The organism is Adhaeribacter pallidiroseus, from assembly GCF_003340495.1.
GTDB classification, from domain to species: Bacteria; Bacteroidota; Bacteroidia; order Cytophagales; family Hymenobacteraceae; genus Adhaeribacter; species Adhaeribacter pallidiroseus.
In genome coordinates this window covers 965,753-983,912 of the sequence record NZ_QASA01000001.1, presented here as the reverse complement: position 1 = coordinate 983,912, position 18,160 = coordinate 965,753, and the positions used below count along the sequence as shown (strand labels likewise).

At 44.6% G+C, this 18,160-nt stretch carries 18 protein-coding genes; 6 read left to right on the top strand and 12 right to left on the bottom strand.

All coding sequences use genetic code 11. The features are described 5' to 3' along the window. Nucleotides 1–253 precede the first annotated feature (253 nt). Nucleotides 254–1,426, bottom strand: coding sequence for an acyltransferase family protein (locus AHMF7616_RS03755; protein WP_317047582.1), 1,173 nt, complete (start codon nt 1,424–1,426; stop codon nt 254–256). A gap of 722 nt (nt 1,427–2,148) precedes the next feature. Here AHMF7616_RS03755 and AHMF7616_RS03750 point away from each other — a divergent pair. Together AHMF7616_RS03750 and AHMF7616_RS26630 are read left to right on the top strand one after the other, a co-directional pair. Then, nucleotides 2,149–2,694 carry an RNA polymerase sigma factor gene (locus AHMF7616_RS03750; RefSeq protein WP_115371662.1) on the top strand — a complete coding sequence of 182 codons (546 nt, stop codon included), beginning with the start codon at nt 2,149–2,151 and terminating at the stop codon, nt 2,692–2,694. Continuing rightward, complete coding sequence (locus tag AHMF7616_RS26630) at nt 2,691–3,305, top strand: cupin domain-containing protein (RefSeq protein ID WP_199474102.1); 615 nt, start codon at nt 2,691–2,693, stop codon at nt 3,303–3,305. Before AHMF7616_RS03750 ends, AHMF7616_RS26630 begins: the two co-directional genes overlap by 4 nt. Before the next feature lie 66 nt (nt 3,306–3,371). Here AHMF7616_RS26630 and AHMF7616_RS03740 read toward each other — a convergent pair whose 3' ends face one another. Next, nucleotides 3,372–3,800 carry a nuclear transport factor 2 family protein gene (locus AHMF7616_RS03740; RefSeq protein ID WP_115371661.1) on the bottom strand — a complete coding sequence of 143 codons (429 nt, stop codon included), beginning with the start codon at nt 3,798–3,800 and terminating at the stop codon, nt 3,372–3,374. A gap of 113 nt (nt 3,801–3,913) precedes the next feature. Continuing rightward, nucleotides 3,914–4,678: an AraC family transcriptional regulator gene (locus AHMF7616_RS03735; protein WP_158546092.1), complete on the bottom strand. Its 765-nt coding sequence runs from the start codon at nt 4,676–4,678 to the stop codon at nt 3,914–3,916. Between the two features lie 352 nt (nt 4,679–5,030). On the opposite strand from AHMF7616_RS03735, the gene AHMF7616_RS03730 reads away from it, so the two are divergent. The 4 genes from AHMF7616_RS03730 to AHMF7616_RS03715 all read left to right on the top strand — a co-directional run bounded on the left by AHMF7616_RS03730 (nt 5,031) and on the right by AHMF7616_RS03715 (nt 8,594). After that, nucleotides 5,031–6,197, top strand: a complete 1,167-nt coding sequence (locus AHMF7616_RS03730; RefSeq protein WP_115371659.1) for an alpha/beta hydrolase — start codon at nt 5,031–5,033, stop codon at nt 6,195–6,197. 94 nt (nt 6,198–6,291) lie between these two features. Then, nucleotides 6,292–6,663, top strand: coding sequence for an SPW repeat domain-containing protein (locus tag AHMF7616_RS03725; RefSeq protein ID WP_115371658.1), 372 nt, complete (start codon nt 6,292–6,294; stop codon nt 6,661–6,663). 24 nt (nt 6,664–6,687) lie between these two features. Further along, nucleotides 6,688–7,482, top strand: coding sequence for an SDR family NAD(P)-dependent oxidoreductase (locus AHMF7616_RS03720; protein WP_115371657.1), 795 nt, complete (start codon nt 6,688–6,690; stop codon nt 7,480–7,482). Nucleotides 7,483–7,697: 215 nt separating this feature from the next. Next, nucleotides 7,698–8,594: an SdiA-regulated domain-containing protein gene (locus AHMF7616_RS03715; RefSeq protein WP_115371656.1), complete on the top strand. Its 897-nt coding sequence runs from the start codon at nt 7,698–7,700 to the stop codon at nt 8,592–8,594. Nucleotides 8,595–8,645: 51 nt separating this feature from the next. Here AHMF7616_RS03715 and AHMF7616_RS03710 read toward each other — a convergent pair whose 3' ends face one another. From AHMF7616_RS03710 to AHMF7616_RS03665, 9 genes are all read right to left on the bottom strand, one after another. Beyond that, nucleotides 8,646–9,191: an N-acetyltransferase gene (locus tag AHMF7616_RS03710; protein WP_115371655.1), complete on the bottom strand. Its 546-nt coding sequence runs from the start codon at nt 9,189–9,191 to the stop codon at nt 8,646–8,648. Between the two features lie 100 nt (nt 9,192–9,291). After that, a complete protein-coding gene (locus AHMF7616_RS03705; RefSeq protein ID WP_115371654.1) occupies nt 9,292–9,897 on the bottom strand; it encodes an LbetaH domain-containing protein in 606 nt (201 codons plus the stop codon). A 172-nt stretch (nt 9,898–10,069) separates the two neighbouring features. After that, entirely contained in the window at nt 10,070–13,066 is a 2,997-nt protein-coding gene (locus AHMF7616_RS03700; RefSeq protein WP_115371653.1) for a TonB-dependent receptor, read from the bottom strand. Between the two features lie 395 nt (nt 13,067–13,461). After that, nucleotides 13,462–13,920 (bottom strand): aminoglycoside 6'-N-acetyltransferase, encoded by a 459-nt coding sequence (gene aac(6'), locus AHMF7616_RS03695; RefSeq protein WP_115371652.1) that lies wholly within the window; start codon nt 13,918–13,920, stop codon nt 13,462–13,464. 3 nt (nt 13,921–13,923) lie between these two features. Continuing rightward, a complete protein-coding gene (locus AHMF7616_RS03690; RefSeq protein ID WP_115371651.1) occupies nt 13,924–14,832 on the bottom strand; it encodes an arginase family protein in 909 nt (302 codons plus the stop codon). Between the two features lie 199 nt (nt 14,833–15,031). Then, a complete protein-coding gene (locus AHMF7616_RS03685) occupies nt 15,032–15,979 on the bottom strand; it encodes a homocysteine S-methyltransferase family protein (RefSeq protein ID WP_115371650.1) in 948 nt (315 codons plus the stop codon). A gap of 347 nt (nt 15,980–16,326) precedes the next feature. Beyond that, nucleotides 16,327–16,698: a DUF1304 domain-containing protein gene (locus tag AHMF7616_RS03675; protein ID WP_115371648.1), complete on the bottom strand. Its 372-nt coding sequence runs from the start codon at nt 16,696–16,698 to the stop codon at nt 16,327–16,329. A 137-nt stretch (nt 16,699–16,835) separates the two neighbouring features. Further along, nucleotides 16,836–17,204 (bottom strand): VOC family protein, encoded by a 369-nt coding sequence (locus AHMF7616_RS03670; RefSeq protein WP_115371647.1) that lies wholly within the window; start codon nt 17,202–17,204, stop codon nt 16,836–16,838. Nucleotides 17,205–17,388: 184 nt separating this feature from the next. Next, entirely contained in the window at nt 17,389–18,090 is a 702-nt protein-coding gene (locus tag AHMF7616_RS03665; RefSeq protein WP_233507310.1) for a formylglycine-generating enzyme family protein, read from the bottom strand. Nucleotides 18,091–18,160: the final 70 nt, after the last annotated feature.

Below are 18,160 nucleotides of genomic sequence, written 5' to 3'. Positions count from 1 at the left end.
AGAAAAAGCTTTTACCTTTTGCCCACCTTACCGGATGGAAATAGGTAAAAGCTTTTTAATTTAAGACTGGGCACCAGAAAGTTGAAAACAATAAATTTGTAATTACCGGGTTAAACAGTAGCTATCTCCCCAAAATTAAGCGGGGTTCTTTTATAAGTACTTTCCGGATAAATTTTCAACGGTTTGCGCTTTTTTGAACTCGTATAGAGTTAGCTAAAAAGCTAATAAATAGCAACTAACCCAAATTTTACGCTTAAACTTTCACGTAAATTTTCTTCTTATCCATCCAAAACCCGAGGAGCCACAGCACGAGCATGTACGTTATGGCAAACAATAACGAAGCATTGTTACCGGCGAGCCAAGGTGTAAAACCGGTTTGGTAAATCCAACTTTGCAAGCCCTCGTCGCCAATACGAATCAAACTCATGGTTTTTACCAGAATACCCGACATGGCGTAAATAAACAACGGATTACGGCCAAAAACCTCGAAAAAATACGTCCATTTTTTAATGCCGGCCACCTCAATAAACAACATTAAAGCAGCCAGAATTACTAAGTCTAAACCAACGGTATGGCATACGTAAGAACTGGTCCAGATTGGTTTGTTTATGGGAAATACCATGTCCCAGAAAGCGCCCAGGGTTAGCAAAATAAAACCAGCTATGCATAAGTTTTTGACTGTAGCCTGGGTATTGCCATTTTTCTGGATATACGTACCCGCGAGGTAACCCCAAATTACGTTTACGATGGCGGGCAAGGTACTCAGCAAACCTTCCGGGTCGAAGGGAATACCGTAACCTTTATACAAGTTTTTTTCCGGGAGCAAGGTTAGATCAAATTTCAGGGCGGCATTGCCAGGCAGGCTGAATGGATCGGGCTGGGTGCCCATGAAATACATAATGGCCCAGTAACCCAATAAAGCTAAAACGCTAAAGAAGATAGCCCCCCGAATTTTAAAAAAATGAATGATTAAGGCCCCTACGCCATAGCATAGCGCAATGCGTTGCAAGACCCCCATAATACGCAGAGCCGAAAAATCTTTAACCGCATAAACACCATCGGCAAAGGTTATAAACGGATAAGCATTTAAAAACAACCCGATAAAAAATATGAAAGCAGTGCGCTTCAGAACTTTACTTAAAAAAACGCTGCTATTTTGTTGCTCCATTTTCCGGAGACTAAAGCTCATAGCATTGCCTACCACAAACAAAAAAGTAGGAAAAACCAGGTCCGTGATGGTAAAGCCGTGCCACTTGGCGTGCCGGAAGGGTCCGTATACGGTTTCCCAACTGCCCGGGGTATTAACCACAATCATAAGGGCAATGGTCATACCGCGCAGTACATCCAACGATAAGTAGCGCGCAGGTAATTTAGCAATAGCATCTTGCCCTACCATCCGATGCGGAGAAGCTGAAATCTTATTCATATAGCAGTAAAAAACAATATTCTGTTTATGGAAGAATGTAAATTAGCTGGCATTAACCAAAAAAATTAATTTTTAAAATTTTAACTTATAAGGAATAGTTTTTTCTTCTAAGCAACAGAACAAAATTAAGTTGATAAAAACATGAGTTTAAGTACTTGATTATTAATTTATTAACGATCTAACAACGAACAACTAAAAACGACCAACTACTTAAGCACAATTAATTGGCTGTCACCTACCAGATTTTCACGAGTTTTTCAGGCACCGGTATCAACAAGTATGTTGGTACTGCCAGAGAAATCAGGTGCGCAGCATAGTTTTACCAGAAATTAGTTAATTTTTAAAAAATGCCATGCCCAACCCCCATTGTTGCAACAAGTAAATGGCTACTCCCGAAAAATGTATTTACTAAAAGTTGCGGATAGTAAGAAAGTAGCTTTTGATTTTCACTTAAAGAAAGCAAAAAGAACAAACAGTTAAAAGTACGCGATAGCAATTATCCTTTATTTTATTTTTAAAATTTTCGTGTTTCCACGCACGTATCAAATGCTCCTTAATTGCCTGGTTAAAGCTGACTATAGTTATTCGTTGTTTCTGCTTTTGGGATTATTTTCCGGAGCCGGTAGGGGTTAGGTATTCTTTTCCGGATCGTTTATATTTGTTATTTAGTTGCTTACCCTACATCGCTGGTATTTTACCTTGTAAATACAGCGCCTTTATTTATGCAGGAAAACTCGAGCCGCAAAGAGGCGGAAAAAGCTTTAGCTACTTCTTTGCAAAATAGTGAACCAGAAGTGCTGGCTTTATTGTACGATGCGTATGCGCCGGTGCTGATGGGATTAATTACCCGCATTGTCCGGAGTGCCCCCACGGCCGAATTAGTATTGCAGGAAACGTTCCTGGCCATCTGGCAACAGCGGGCTACCTACAAGCCAGACCAATGCGGACTTTTAACCTGGTTGATTATGGTGGCCAAAGAAACTGCTCTGGCTTCTTTGCAAAACACCAATTACTCTTCCGCCGCAGCTGGAACAGAAACCCAACCTGCTACTGTTAAGGAGCAAGAAATAACCAGCAGCCAACCTCCGGAAACATTTGTTCCGAAATCATTTAATCAATTAAATGCCGCGGAAAAAGCAGTATTGGATTTAATATACCTGAAAGGCTGTAGTTGTGCCGAAGCGGCGGCCAACTTAGGTATTTCGGAAGAAAATTTAAAAATAACATTACGCCAAGCCATTACTCATTTACGGGCCATTAAACCATGACTAACCCTATTACCGAATATACAGAATCCGGCATTCTGGAGCTTTATATTTTGGGAGAATTAACACCGGCCGAAGCCGAAGAAGTAGAACAAATGGCTACCCAACACCCGGCCATTCGCCAGGAGCTGGAGGTTATCCAGGAAAACCTGGCGCAATATGCCCTGGCCCACGCGGTGGCCCCACCCGCGTTAGCAAAATCCTTATTTCTGGCCACGGTCGATTACTTGGAACGTCTGAAAAACGGCGAACCCGCGGCTACCATACCGCTTTTAAACGAACACTCCCGCGTAACGGACTATGCCGAATGGCTAAACCGGCCGGATCTTACTTTGCCACCAGGGGTAAAAGATTTACACATAAAAATTATTGGCTACACCCCGGAAGTAACCACCGCCATCGCGTGGTTAATAGACGAAGCGACCAACGAAGTGCACCATAACGAATACGAGCGCTTTTTAGTGGTAGAAGGCACCTGTACCGTTACTTCGGGCCCGGATTTAATTTATTTAAAGCCCGGCGATTACTACGCCGTTCCCTTACATACGCCCCACGCCATTGAGGTAACTTCGGAGGTACCTTGTAAAGTAGTAATACAACGCGTGGCGGTTTAGGCCGGCTTCCTTTTAATACTGTTACTCTTTTTAATTTATTTTTTAAAAAACATTTATCCAAAAGCCTCATTTTTTAAAATTGTGTGCTTCGTTACCGGGCAAGATTTTTAAATCCTGGGGCTGTAATCCGGAGGCGGTAAGTGCCTGGCTTAAATTGTCGTACCGGTTGATGCGCGCGATCAGGTTATTAGCCAGTGTAAATACCGAAACGACCACCTGAGAACCTACCAGATCGCCCGTTTCCGGATGATGCCACGCTGCTGCTTCTTCCACTAAAAAAGTGTTACCCGCCCGAAAATACTTCTGTGGAAAAAGCGAAATGTTGGCCCGATCTACCCATTCCAGCAAAACCGGAATTCCTTCGGTTTCTCCCTTTGGACCACCTATTTTTACATCTGCCTGTACCAAGGCCGCTAATTGCGCTTTGTCTTTTTGATTTAAAGCCTGGTGCCACTTTTCAATGATCTGCCGGGCTTGCATGGTTTCTTCGTTCATAAAACGGGTGGTTTTCAGGTTTGATTTTTAAACTGGTCTGCTCCACAAATATAAAAGCCACCGGAAGCCGGAGATTGTAAGTTTCCGCCAGCAGCGGACCATACCAGAAAAAATCAGAGTATAATATTGGCCAAACCCGGATGCCTTTTTTCTCGCAGAACCTTCGGGCTTAAACCGGTGAGCTCGTTGCTCTGTTTTATAAAATGCGCCTGATCAAAATAATTAAAAGCATAGGCGATATCCGTTAAGGAATGCCGGGGCTGACTTGCCATAAAAGAGAGAGCGGCTTTGAAACGCGTAATTTTGATAAAATGCCGCGGCGAAACCCCAATCGTAATCCGGAATCTTCGTTCGAGTTGTTTTTCCGAAAGGTGGCCAAAACCTTGTACTGATTTCACCGAAAGCATTCCTTTACTTTGCTTGATATACCGGATCATTTGTTGCATTAATTGATCTGGCTGTTGCGCCAAAGCTGCCTGGGTAGTGAGAACTTGCGCTAGCAGCCGGATTTTACCTGAAAAATCTTTCTCCGCTTCCAGCATTTCCAAAAAAGAAAAATTTAAAAATTCATCCAGGTGCACCCGTTGGTTAGTCAGGTGGCTGGCATTTACCCGAAACAGTTCTTGCAGGGCCCATGGGTAAAAAAGTACTCCTAACGCCAAAAACGAAGCTGGGTCGGGGTTGAGCGTGGGTTGGGTAGTTTGTCCGTACACCATATTCCGGCGCAGGCTGGTACCATCCGCGGTAAACTCAAAAAGAAATCCGGAAGAATCATCCACAAACGTCCGGACCGGAATTTTCTCATCCGCTTTCAAGATCCAGAAATATTGAACATAATCTTGCAAAACCCGGTCCGGCGGAATAATTCTGTAAAACATCAGCAACCGCTTTTTATTAAAATAAAAGATATAGCGTGCAGGCCAGCCCATAATGCAGGCCAACGTTGCTTATTGTTAAGTTATTTTTTAAAATTTTACCGCTTTAGTAAGCGTAAACTCTAAACCGGGCTTCTTACCGGGTGTTATGGCTTCACAAAACCTGAAATGCCGGTAATGAAATAAATGCAATTTGTTTTACGCTCACATTTGATTGGCAGGGCAAGCAACTATTTTCTACGTAAGATCCTCTCCGTATAAGTACTATTTTCTGAATCGGGAGCAACCTTTCCTCCTTTGTAAAGTACATGTTACTTATCAATTTAAATTTTAAGTATACGCACCTTATTTCATCATGACTTTACAAACCAACCAAACCAAAACTAATTTTATCGGGCTATTTTCTTTTTTAAAAAAACAATCTGCTATACGAGCTGGCCGGCAAGTTTGTGCCCTTGCATTCGTGTGCCTGACGCTTTTACTGGCCTCTTGCCAGGACGATGACGAATCAAACTCCGGCATTACGCCCAAAGGACCGAAACCCGACTGGGGGCCCACCATCGCGCCCGAAATGTTGCGGGTAATTGAAAAACTAGATGAACTGAGCGGTGGCAAAGCCTTAAATACGCTGACGCCCCAGCAAGCACGCCTCGCGCCCACGGCTACCGATGCGGTTATGGCGGTAATGCAGGAAAATAGCATTCCGATGCCTCCTTCGCAAGTAGATACCATGGGCTATACCGTACCCGTAGCTGGCGGCAGCATACACGTTAGAAGTTATAAACCCAAAAATACCGCCGGCGCATTACCCGGTATTGTGTACTACCACGGTGGTGGCTGGGTAATTGCCACTATTAATACCTACGATGCTTCGGCACGGGCTTTAGCCGAACAAGTGGGAGCAGTAGTGGTTTCGGTAGAATACCGGAAAGCGCCCGAAAATAAATTCCCGGCGGCCCACGAAGATGCGTTTGCCGCGTATCAGTGGGTAATACAAAATGCCGCAACCCTTGGCATCAATCCGAAAAAAATTGCCGTAGCCGGCGAAAGTGCGGGTGGTAATTTAGCGGCGGCGGTTAGTATGATGGCGCTGGAAAATGGCGTAGACTTGCCGGTGCACCAGCTGCTGGTTTACCCGATTGCCGACAACGACACCAGTTCTCCGTCTTACCTCCAATACGCCAACGCCAAGCCTTTGAGCAAACCGCTAATGGAATGGTTTTTTGCGCAATACATACCTTCTCCGTTTTTGGGCGATAGTCCCTGGATTTCGTTGGTAGATGCGCCCGACCTGGTTGGTTTACCTTCGGCCACGGTAATAAACGCCGAGATAGATCCTTTACTGAGTGAGGGTCAGGAATACGCCACTAAGTTAAAAGCCGCGGGCGTGCCGGTTACTTCTAAGGTATACCCCGGGGTTACACACGAGTTTTTCGGGATGGCCACCGTAGTACCGCAAGCCAAAGAAGCACAGAAATTAGCGGCCGATGAGCTGAAAGCCGCTTTCAGCAAAATACAATAACGCCTTACTGTTAAAATTTTAAAAATACCTCTCTTGGAGGAATACAGCGGAAATTAACTTTTTATTCAACAATTATTTTAAACAGCTAAAAACGATGAAACAACCAATCACCAGGCAAATGCATGGCGTTGCCGATTACAGCTATATCCCAGCCATTGCCGCAGCTCCCGAAGCCATCGGTTTTACCGAAGAAAAATCAGCCACTACCTTATGCCGGGTACTCAGCGGCGGCATTTTGTTAACTACCCTGATGACCCGGGCCGAGTGGGGCGTCGTAAAAGTAATTCCGTTTAAAGCACACTTAGCCTTGGATTTCGCCGTGGGCTTATTTACCATGAGTGCGCCCTGGATTTTTGATTTTGCGGAAAATACCAAAGCCCGGAATACCTTCCTGGCCATGGGAGCCACCAGTGTAGCGGCTGCCAGCCTTTCGCAACCCGAAGAACTGAGTCCATTGGAATACTAGTAAATTTTAAAAAAACAACCAGGTATGGCCGCAAATTCAAAATACGCTTTAATTACCGGGGCAACCAGTGGCATTGGTTACGAACTGGCCAAATTATTGGCCCAGGATCAGTACCACTTAATAATAGTAGCCCGCCACCCCGCGGAGCTTAGCGCCCGCGCGGCGGAGTTTAAACAGCAGTACGGAGTAGATGTAATTACCCTGGAGCAAGATTTAGCGAAGCCGGAAGGTCCGTTTAAAGTGTACGAAGCCGTAAAAGCGCAAGGAGTAAACGTGGAGGTGTTGGTAAATAATGCCGGCCAGGGCCAGTACGGCCAATTTGTAGATACCGATATTGATCGCGAACTAGAAATTGTAGATTTAAACATTAAGGCTTACCTGGTGCTTACTAAACTTTTCCTAAAAGACATGGTAACCCGCAACGCAGGAAAAATCCTGATGGTTTCTTCTATCGGCGGCGAGTTACCCGGCCCTTGGCAAGCCGTTTACCACGCTACCAAAGCTTTTGTATCTACTTTTACGGAGGCCATCCAGAATGAAATAAAAGATACCGATGTTACCATCACGAAACTTTTACCCGGCGTTACCGACACCGACTTTTTTAATAAAGCCGACATGGAAGAAGCCAAAATGGTAAAAGAAGGCAGCAAAGCCGACCCAGCCGAAGTAGCCCGGGATGGATATCAGGCTTTAATGGCTGGTAAAGCAGAAATTATATCGGGCTTGAAAAACAAGGTCATGGTAGCGGCCAGTAAGCTAATGCCCGACAGCCTGGTAGCTGAAAATATGCAGCAACAAGCCAAGCCCAGTGGTCAATAATTTAAAAACTTAATCTGTTATGTTTTAAAATCCCCTGCGGTAGAACCAGTCAGGGGATTTTTTATGATCCATCGGGTTTACAAATTAAGCCTGGCCAGATAGATATCCGGTTTAAAGCAACAATTTTCCGTTTTTAAGGTTAAAACATCGTAACCGGCGGCCTCAGGTTTGCCGCGGACCTGTACACTATTATATTTTGCTCCATTGTAACGCCCATGAAAAAGGTACTTGTGAATACGCTATTTCTGCTAATTTTTTTGAGTCTCGTTAATTGTGAAAATGCATCGAAGGCTGACGGCAAACAGGAAAAGAACAAAAAGAAAAAATCTAAAAAAGAAGCAGTAGCGGGCAGCGCTTCCGTAGAAATTTTAAATAAATGGAACATGCCCGGTGTGCTTCAGGAAGTTTCGGGGATTGCTTACCTGGGCCCAAACCGCTTTGCTTGCGTGCAAGACGAATCCGGGATCGTGTTTATTTACAATACCGCCACCAAAGAAATAGAAGATGAAGTAGACTTTGCCAGTTCCGGCGATTACGAAGGCATTGCGGTAGTTGGTAAAGCCGCCTACGTCGCCCGCAGCGACGGCAAATTATTTGAAATACCCGATTTGCTGGGTAATGCTTCGTTGCCCGTAAAAACCTATACCACTGCCTTAACCGCGGAACAAAACGTAGAAGGTTTATGCTACGATAAAAAACAAAACCGCTTGCTGTTAGCCATTAAAGGCAGCGAACCTAATAGCACCGATTACAAAGGAATTTACGCTTTTGATTTAGCCAGCAAAAAATTAAATCCAGAGCCCGTTTACCGGATTGATTTGCGCGATCCTGCTTTCGCAAGCGTTTCGGCCAAAAAAGCAAACGCCGTGATGCAACCTTCCGAAATAAACGTACACCCAGAAACCGGCGATATTTACATTACCGAAGCCACCCAACCCAAGTTACTAATTCTGGATAATACCGGTAAAATTAAAACTTTACTCCTTTTAAGTTCCAGTGAGTTTTCGCAGCCCGAAGGCATTACCTTTAGTCCGGCCGGCGATTTATTTATTTCGAACGAAGGCAAGAAAAAACCCGGTAATATTTTGCAGGTAAAAATTCCGCAGCTGTAAATTTTGGCGGACTACTGGCTGGCAAAATACCCCGGTAATTCGATAAAAATTTTAGGAAAATAGCAAAAACCCCAACTTTTTAAAATTTAAGCTTTTAAACAGAAAAGTATGGCTTGCGGACAAGTTTACAGCTAACAAGTCGTCATCTTCCGGAACCAGCCATTGTTCACCGGCTGGTTCGCGCAGTTGCTTAGCCTGATTTCTCAAGATTGGAATTTGCAACTGCTGGTAAAAAGGCCGGTTTTCTTTCACGCAAAATCCAATTACCTCCACCTTCCTGGTTTTTACATTAGTGATAAGCTCCTGCATTAATTTCCGGCCATAGCCGCAGCGTTTTTGCATGGCTACTAAACCCACCAATTCTGCTATTTCGTAGACCTGGTCCGCAACTTTAATTTTAAAAGCAAAGTTAAGGCGGGCCACGGCTAAAATTTTAAAATTTTCATCGGTGAGCAAGTGAAACTCCGAGAATGCAAAATTTGCTTTAAACTCTTTTTCGCCCAAGTCTTCCCAACCGGCTATTGCCCAATGCTTCAGAATAGTTTCGATTTCCGGGGCTTGTAAATCTGCGGCGGGTTTTATCTGGTAATGAGCCATTATGAGTTTTTGTAATTCCCGGGGCAGGACGTGCAGCTCGCCCTACGATTAGGGCTGTTTTAAATCAGTCTACGTGGATTTTTTAAATTTTCACCCGTTTTTAAAGCACCTGCTCCACTAACTCCAGTCTTCTAACAATGGTATTGGGCAGCAACAGGGTTCCGGGCGACAATACCGCGTTCGCCCCGATCTTAGAATAATCGCCTACCAGGGAGCCAAACTTTTGACTATCTGTTTCCAGAACACTAGCGTTATAAAAAACAAAAATACGTTTATCCGACCGGTCGTTGTGGTGGTTGGCGGTGATAGAACCGGCTTCGAAGTTTACCTGGTGCCCAATAATACTATCGCCGATAAAGTTAAAATGCGCAATGGCGCTGTTGGCACAGATGATACTGGATTTTATTTCGCAACTGGTGCCCACCGTTACCGACGAAGCTAAATAAACACCACCCCGGAGGTAAGCATTTCCGCCCACAAAGCAATTTTCGCCAATAACCGCGGGCGCTTTAATGACGGCACTCCTTTCTATTACGGCTGTTTTATGAATAGCAATGTTATCTTTTATTGCGTAATCTGAATCTAATTCCGCTATCATGTTCAGGAGGATAGCAGGTAAATCTTTAGTTAAATCCCACGGTTTAACCTCGGGTAAGGTTTTAAATAAAATTGAAAAATCTTTAATGTACTGGTTGATGGCAATCATGGATACAGGTTTGTTTAGTTAGCCAAGGGGGTATGTTCAGAACGGCGCTTTTTTTAACAACGAAATTTAACCAATAATTGTCTTTAAATAATATTTTTTTAAATTTAAACAATAAAAGCCGGACAAAGAAGGTCCGGCTTTTATTGTTTTACTTGTAAACGGCAGTAACCGGCTATTCTGGTTTTGCCGGCTGTTTGGTGGTACTGGGTAAGGCGGCCGGAGTATTCACCGGCACTTGCCGCAACGGATCGGTAGGTGCCGTAGCGGGCCGTACCGAATCAGCGGGTACCGCTGGCCGCAGCGAATCAGCGGGTTGCGTTGGGTTTATTGCCGGCACCTGGTTTGTAGAATCAGTAGGTACAACTCCGGGCTGCGTTAGCGCAGGACTAGTTCCGGGTGCTTGCCCGGGAGTTATTGTTCCCGGAGTATTTGCTGGGTTTTGCTGATAAGGAGCTCCTCCGGGAGTTTGCTGCCCCGGACCCACTGGCCGTCCGCCGGCACCGGGAACCTGGCCGCCACCTGGCCGCTGGCCGGGACCGCCTCCACCACGAGGTGCCTGTCCGCCGCCATTACCGGCACCGGCTGGTGCTCCGCCGCCTTCCTGGCCGCCACCGCCACCTTCACCACCTTCTTTTAAATCGTCGTTGGTTACGGATTTACGCCGGCGACGCGGCTGGTCATCCATGCTCATTTTACCAATGCGGTAGCTGAAGTTTACTTTTACGCTGGTGTTGTACATGGTATTGGTACTGCGCTGATAAAAAGTAGGAGATTCTGATTTGCTGTTCATTTTAATAGAACTGGTAAAGAAGTTTTCGGCCCCGATACCAATGCTGCCGCGTTTATCTTTCAGGTCTTTTTTAATACTTAAAGAGTAAATTCCGAAACCACCCTGATATCCTTGCAATTGTACCTGGCGCCCGCGGTAAAAACCAAATAATTGCAGGCCCCAGTCTTTCGCGAAATTATAAGAACCCATGGCCCGTACACTAGCTACCCAACCTTGGTTACTGGCTGCCAGCCGGGGATCGGAGATGTTGTTATCCAAAACAGAATAATACACATCCGTACCGCCGTTTAAAGAAAGTTTATTCGACAAATTTACGTTACCAAACACGCCAAAACCGTAGGCATCTTCCTGACCAATGTTGGCAAAAGTAGTTCGGATGGTATCGGAACCCGGCCGAATAGGTTCCCGCACGCTCTGGATAGAATTATTAGTATTGCGGAAAAAAGTAGAAAAAGTTAAAAATGTGCTTTTAATGTAGGTGTTATAACCTAGTTCAAAGTTATTGGTAAACTCGGGCCGTAAATCCGGGTTACCTACCGTAATGTTACGGGCGTTAGCGCTTTGTACGTTCGGGTTTAAATATTGCAACGATGGCCGCTGAATACGGCGGTTATAGGCCACCTTCAGGGTATTGCCGCTTTTCAACTTCTTCGACAAGTTTACACTCGGCACCAAACTCCCGTACGACGGAATGTTTTGTTCTCCGTTGGTACCGGTTTTAAACTTCGCATCGATGGTGGTATACTCGTAGCGGGCGCCGGCTTTTAAGCTGTAATTTTTGGCTGTAGTTAAAGTATAAGAAGTATATCCTCCCGAAATGTTCTGGTTATAATCAAAAACGTTGGCGAACCGCTGGTTTAATAAAGGCACAAACGGACTATTTTCGCCATCGGCTTCGTACGAATCATAGTCGCTGGTAACTTTCCGGTTAATTACTTTTCCGCCAAACTCCACCAGCTGCATTTTCCCAATTGGGTTCTGGTAATCGATTTGGATGGTAGATTCCTGATTAAAGCTGGAGTTATCGTTGCGTAAACGATGCAGAATGTCGTTGTTATCCTGATTCAAGGAATCCCGGACAAAGTCGTTCATGCGGTTATTGCGGCTAAATAAGGTTAGAATATTTAATTCCTGCTGCGGTTTGGCAAACGTGTGGGTGTAATTTAAACTAACATCCACGTTGTTGGAATTATCTTTGGTTTCGCTGTCTTCCAGAATACTGCTGAAAGGCGTGCTGTTCCGGAAAGTATTGGTCCGCAGGAAATCCTGAAATTGCCGGCCATTGCGTACCCCAAACATTACCGAGGCCGCTAAAAAGTTAGTTTTGTTGATGTCGTAATCCCAGCCTAAAGTATAGCGGCCGAACATGTTGCGGTTGCGGGTAGATGAACTTTGCTCCGTTGTATTCCGGAATTCAGTGCCCGTAGCAGCATCGTTAAAAATACTGGTTTGCTGGTTATTAAAGTCGCCTTTTACGTTATACTGGGCCCGGCCAAAGCCGCCCAGCGAAAAGCCCATTTTACCTTTGCGGTACGAGCCGCGTAAACCCAAATTAGAGCCCCGCAAGCCGGCGCTGCCATCTAAATTTAAAGAAAAGCCCGATAAGTTATTCTTTTTAGTGACAATGTTAATTATCCCCGCGGATCCTTCGGCATCGTAGCGGGCCGAGGGCGATGTAATGACCTCCACCGACTTAATCATATCGGCTGGTATTTGCTTTAAAGCATCGGAAACACTGCTGGCCGCAATGGTAGAAGGTTTGTTGTTAATTAATACTTTAATATTCTGGCTGCCCCGCATGGATACGTTGCCGTCTAAATCTACGGAAAGCATGGGCACTTTGCGCAGTACATCGGTCGCATCGCCCCCCCGGTTAGTCTGGTCGTTTTCGGCGTTGTACACGGTGCGGTCAACTTTTTCTTCGATCATGGCCCGCTGCGCCTCAATGGTTACTTCTTTCAGGGTTTGGGTGCTGGTATTAATTTTAATTTCCCCGAGGTTCACATCACCTCCACTCACGCGCACCTCGTTGAGGGTGCGGGTTTGGTAACCAATAAAGGTGATTACCACCTGGTAGGTGCCGCTGCCAATGTTTGAAATCGTAAATTTACCTTTATCATCGGCCAATGCTCCGTCTAAAGCTTTGCCCGATGCCGGATCGTTTAAAGTTACGGTAGCAAAACTCACCGGCTGCTGGTTGGCGGCATCCAGCACCATGCCTGAAATTTTGCTGTTACCTTTGGGAGCCAGGGAACCAACCGGCCCTGAATTACCGGGTGCCCGGTTAGAACTGGGCTGACCAGTCGGATTCTGTCCCGTCGCCAACTGGGCTCCAAGCACCAGGGTTAAAAAAGGCAAAAGGAATAAACGTTTTTTCATAGTTACTATAAGTCTATAATAAGAAAGCCTGAAAGTAGAGGTAAAATCTGAAGTAAATCTGTAGCTTTTACTTATTTCGATTTTATAACAATTTAAAAGCACTTATTCTTTTTGTTTAAGTAGATTTATTTTAAGATAAATAAATTAAAATATTACGCGCCGTTTATTAAAAATTTAAAAAATACAGAATGGGCCCTTTGCCCGAAGTGCGTGATTGCCAGCCGGCTTTAACCGTTTACTCGCTAATACATAAAAAAGATAAAAAATTGACTGATTTATTTTGGCGGGCTAATCAAAAAAGGCTGAAAAGAATAGCCATTTAACGTGGCATAATCAGGTAGGCCGGAATAAGTAGCTTTTTTTAAATTTTTGTTTAGCGGGCGGCCAACAAAAATTTAATTTAAATCTTTGATAAACGTAATTAACCGGGCGGTTTCCTGAAAGCCCACGCGGGTGTGAAAATCGTAACTAACCGTATTATTCGAATAAATATCGGAGCCCATTTGTGTACAACCTTTAGCTTTTACCCATGCTTCGCCGGCCTGCAGTAGTTGCCGGGAAATGCCCTGCCGCCGGAAAGCCGGTTTCACGTAAATACCCTCCACGTAACCCGTGGGGCTGCTCTCCGATCCTTCTACGTAATCGGTCCGAAGGCCGACGTACAAGAAACCCACGAATGCTTCCTGGTAACTATACAAAAACACAATAAACTTTTCAGAGGCTAAAATTTGCCGGAAGGTAGTTCTTAAATCGGCCGCGGTATAATCCGGCCATAAATCGATACCCATGGTTACCAGTTCTTCTAAGTGTTCGGGTTGGGCCGTTATGATAAATTCTTTGGCTGCTAAATGCATAATTTAATAAATAACCGATTTGCGGGCGTTAATAAAAGTACTTACAAAATTAGTAACAAAGGCTTGCGTATATTGGCCTGTTGGGTCTAAATCCGGGTCCAGGATAGTAATTTCTAACCCGGCCAGCTTCGGACTGGCAATTAAGGGAGTAAGTAAATTATGTAGTTGCGGATAGGATAAACCACCGGGTGAGCGGCTATCCACGGCTGGCATTAGGGCATCATCCAGTACATCTACGTCCAGATGCAGCCAGAAACCATCAAGTTTAAGCGCGCTAACTTTTTTTAAAAATGCACTTGCCATATGTATTTCGCCGGTCTGCCGCAATAAGGCTAAACTTACGTAAGTTGCCCGGGAATCCTGAATTACTTTTTCGTATTCGGCGTCGTACTCCCGGTTACCCACGCACCACACAAACTCTTCCGGAATGTACGGACCTTGCTGGTTGATCTGGGTAAGTTTGGCGGGGCCATACCCCGCCACCATGGCCGCGGCCATACCCCCTACTCCACCGGTACGGGAAAGCGTGGGTTCCATAAAATCCGTGTGGCCGTCGAGGTAAAATAAAGCGTAGGTACCTTTTTGTTTTAAGGCCAGCGCGCTGCCGAGTAAAATGCTGCAATCGCCCCCAATTACTACTAAAAACTGCTGCTCCAGTAAGGGGAAGAGCATGCTCGCCTGATCCTGGGCATATTGAGCTAAAGCATTTATATTTAAAACCCCGGTTTCCGGATCAGGTAGCGCGCAATACGTGGGGGCTGCCAGCCGGAACACTTGTTTGGGTTTTAACTTCTCGTGAAATTGCTGTTGATTTAACCAATCCGGCAGGTTTCTAACACCCGGCTCTTGGCCCGGAGTTGGTTCTTTTAAACCCAGGTTAGAAGGAAATTCCACAATAACTACCTCATTCATTATTGTTATTTTTTACAGATGTTTATGAAAGCACCAATAACTTTCATGAAGTTTTAAAATTTTAAATTTTTATTAAAGTTAATCGTGGGTTTCAGGAATAGCCCACATTAGTTGGCCGTTTTTTAAAATTTAACAATTTTACCAACTACTGTTAACGTTAAAACGCAAATCTGTAAATTTTAAGCAGGCGATAGAAGATTTAAGAAGCTTGAAACCAGGTTTGGCAGATTTTTTCCAAGTGGGTATGGTCGGTGCCACAGCACCCGCCTATTACGGTAAGCTGCGGTAACAGGTACTTTAGTAGTTGATAGCCGTTAGCCAGTTCCTGTTTGTCACCAATGTCTAACTGTTCGGCTTCATCCAGTTCGGCGTGGCTTTTGGCGGACGCATTGGCCCGAATACCTTTTATGCGGCTAACCCATGCTTCCGGAGCGGTAAATTTATTTTTAAAATGATCTGGATGCGCGCAGTTGATCATGTAATAAACCGGGTATTGATCCGTTAATTTATCTACTTCCTGAATTGCGTATTTCAAAGGTTCCCCGCTGGGTAGGTTGCCGTCGGTTTCTACGGTATAAGAAATCACGACCGGCATATTACACGCTTTGGCCGCATTAATTATGCCGGTGGCTTCTTCGGTATAATTTAAGGTAAAAGCCGAAACCACATCGGCGTTGGTTTGGCTAAAGGTTTTTATTTGGGGTAGGTGGTACTCCTGCGCTTCCAAAGCAGTCATTTTGGTGGAAATAGCGTACCCATCGCCCCGCGGCCCCAGGCACCCGCTGATCACAATGGACAGATCGGACTGTTCCAATTCTTGCCGTAGTAATTCCAGTTCTGTTACCGCGAGCCGGTTTATATTCTCTAGTTGACCGGTGGAGTAACCCATCTTTTGCCCCCAATCCAGGCTAGCGCGCCAGGTAGGGGTTTCCAATACAAACCCAGTATGATAGTGCTGCGCAATAGTTAAATAGCGGCGGTAGTACTTTTGTAAAATTTGTTTTCCTTCGGGAGTTAAAAGCAAAGGAAAGGCGGCAAAAAAGGGCAACGCTATCCCCTCGTGAAAAATCAGGGTAGTTTCTAAACCGCCGTCCGTTAAAAAAGTAGATTCCTGTAGTTGTGGTAAGTGGTCCCGGTACTTTGCCATGCCGTAATTTTTTAAATTTGTTTCATATTTTGCTTTAGTATGTTAGGCAGGTATTTAAATTTAGATTTGTATAAAAAACAAAAACAGCCGCATTGCGCCAGCTACAAGTTAGTTAAACCCTGCCAATTAATAACTTACCTACGTTCAGCAAGATTTTCTCAACCAAATTCCTGTAATTTTTTAGTTGCTCCTAATGCCCGTTTCAAGCAGGAGGGTTCGTTATTTCTGCTCCGAATCCACTATTACGCTGTAATCCAGCGGCTTTTTGGTCGGGGTACATTTGGCTTATTAACTCAAAAGCTGCTTTTTTCGTTTTTATCTGGGTCACCTCACTGGTAACAGCCTTCCTAAAAGTTTGCCAGGAACAACAATAATAAGGCGATAAGCGCGGGCAAAGCCTGCACCCAAAATATCTTCCGGCTGGCCGAAAAGGCGCCGTAGACGCCCGCCACACTCACGCAAACTAAAAAGAAAACGGCTACGTTAACGCGCCAGGTAGCATCGGCAATAAAGAACGTCCAGATTAAACCGGCGGCTAAAAAACCATTATAAAGGCCTTGATTGGCCGCCAAAATTTTTGTTTTTTTAAATAAATCGTCGGGTAGCGCTCCTTTAAAAGTTTTTCTTCCGGCGGTTTCCCAGGCAAACATTTCCATCCATAAAATATACACATGCTCCAGAGCAATTAATCCAATCATTATTTTTGCCAGAAGCGCCATCCTATTTAAATTAAGAAATATACTTTATCGGTGAAGGTAAGTAATACCAAAACACCGGTAAAATACGCTTCGAAAACCGTGTTTTATTACTTCTATTTTTTAAAATTTAGACTACCCTCTATTTACCTTTTGTGAAATTACCGACTGGTAAACTGGCCGAAGTGCCAGAGAACCCCGGACGGATCGTGCAAAAAGCATTCTTGGCCCCAATCATGATTTTGAATAGGCATTATTTTTACGCCGCGGTAGGTAGCCGGTAAATTTAAAAGGACAAGTTTGTTCCAGTAATCCTCTACGTTAGTTACTTCCAGAAAAATCATGGAATTATTTATCCAATCTTCTACGTAATAGTCTTGCAAATAAAAACCCATTTGGTCAATTTTGAACAAAGACCTATTTGAAGATAAAACCACTTCTTCGAAACCCAGCGCGCGGTAGAAACTTCGGGATACTGCAAAATCTTTTGCGCCAATAAACGGACGAATAGAGAGAGCTTTGGGCTCCATTTTTAGTTTTAGGTTAAGATAGTTAAAAAATGGTATTGGGTAAAAACAAAAGCACAAATCTTACTTAGCGTAAACCAAATAGATGTATACTTGCCATGCATAGCGCCGGTATTTTTCTAGGTAACCGGTATTTGCTTACTGCAAAATATTTTACGCCACTTGTTTACTGCGGATGGGATATTTTTTAAAAATCCAGGTTCGCCGCAATTCTAAATCCTAAGTCATCAATTTTAAAAGCTCCCGGGTGGCTTCTGCGCCGGGTAGTGGCCATTACACTACGTTCCTCATCGCACCAGCCGCCACCTCTAAAAATGCGATAGGAGCCATAAACCGTTTCATCGTAAATATCGGTGCACCATTCCCACACGTTGCCCAGCATATCGTATAGTCCCCAGGGGTTAGGTTGTTTTCTACCAACCGGCTGGGTTTGCCGGTGAGCGTTTTCTTTATACCAGGCCATGTCGTTAATTTCGCCGTAGCGCACTTGTTTTACATTTGCCTGGCAAGCAAACTGCCATTCAGCTTCGGTTGGCAACCTAAACCCATCTGCTTGAGCGTTAAATGTTATAGATTCTGCCTCTGGATATAGGGAATAGCACGGCGTACGCTTCAGTAGTTCAGATAAGCGGTTACAAAAAATAACGGCCTCTTGCCACGAAACGGTTTCGACGGGTAACTTTTCCCCTAAGAATGCGCTGGGGTTTTGTCCGGTAACCGAAAAATATAAATCCTGCGTTACCGGAAACTTGGCCAGGTAAAACGACTCGATGGGAACCAGCCATTGCTCTTTCATCCGGTCGTCCCGCATGTCTACAATGCCGGCGGGTATTTGAATCATCCCGTCGCTTATCAAGGCAAGATCAACCGGCCTAAAATGAGTTTTCACGTATTTTTAAATTTGACTATTTCCACCGTAATCCGTTTTGGCAGATCAGGCCAGGTAAAAACGCGACTAT

Excerpts from the sequence above, each read along its gene's own strand:
- AHMF7616_RS03755 (WP_317047582.1), bottom strand. The coding sequence starts at position 1,426 with ATGAATAAGATTTCAGCTTCTCCGCATCGGATGGTAGGGCAAGATGCT.
- AHMF7616_RS03750 (WP_115371662.1), top strand. The coding sequence starts at position 2,149 with ATGCAGGAAAACTCGAGCCGCAAAGAGGCGGAAAAAGCTTTAGCTACT.
- AHMF7616_RS26630 (WP_199474102.1), top strand. The coding sequence starts at position 2,691 with ATGACTAACCCTATTACCGAATATACAGAATCCGGCATTCTGGAGCTT.
- AHMF7616_RS03740 (WP_115371661.1), bottom strand. The coding sequence starts at position 3,800 with ATGAACGAAGAAACCATGCAAGCCCGGCAGATCATTGAAAAGTGGCAC.
- AHMF7616_RS03735 (WP_158546092.1), bottom strand. The coding sequence starts at position 4,678 with ATGTTTTACAGAATTATTCCGCCGGACCGGGTTTTGCAAGATTATGTT.
- AHMF7616_RS03730 (WP_115371659.1), top strand. The coding sequence starts at position 5,031 with ATGACTTTACAAACCAACCAAACCAAAACTAATTTTATCGGGCTATTT.
- AHMF7616_RS03725 (WP_115371658.1), top strand. The coding sequence starts at position 6,292 with ATGAAACAACCAATCACCAGGCAAATGCATGGCGTTGCCGATTACAGC.
- AHMF7616_RS03720 (WP_115371657.1), top strand. The coding sequence starts at position 6,688 with ATGGCCGCAAATTCAAAATACGCTTTAATTACCGGGGCAACCAGTGGC.
- AHMF7616_RS03715 (WP_115371656.1), top strand. The coding sequence starts at position 7,698 with ATGAAAAAGGTACTTGTGAATACGCTATTTCTGCTAATTTTTTTGAGT.
- AHMF7616_RS03710 (WP_115371655.1), bottom strand. The coding sequence starts at position 9,191 with ATGGCTCATTACCAGATAAAACCCGCCGCAGATTTACAAGCCCCGGAA.
- AHMF7616_RS03705 (WP_115371654.1), bottom strand. The coding sequence starts at position 9,897 with ATGATTGCCATCAACCAGTACATTAAAGATTTTTCAATTTTATTTAAA.
- AHMF7616_RS03700 (WP_115371653.1), bottom strand. The coding sequence starts at position 13,066 with ATGAAAAAACGTTTATTCCTTTTGCCTTTTTTAACCCTGGTGCTTGGA.
- AHMF7616_RS03690 (WP_115371651.1), bottom strand. The coding sequence starts at position 14,832 with ATGAATGAGGTAGTTATTGTGGAATTTCCTTCTAACCTGGGTTTAAAA.
- AHMF7616_RS03685 (WP_115371650.1), bottom strand. The coding sequence starts at position 15,979 with ATGGCAAAGTACCGGGACCACTTACCACAACTACAGGAATCTACTTTT.
- AHMF7616_RS03675 (WP_115371648.1), bottom strand. The coding sequence starts at position 16,698 with ATGGCGCTTCTGGCAAAAATAATGATTGGATTAATTGCTCTGGAGCAT.
- AHMF7616_RS03670 (WP_115371647.1), bottom strand. The coding sequence starts at position 17,204 with ATGGAGCCCAAAGCTCTCTCTATTCGTCCGTTTATTGGCGCAAAAGAT.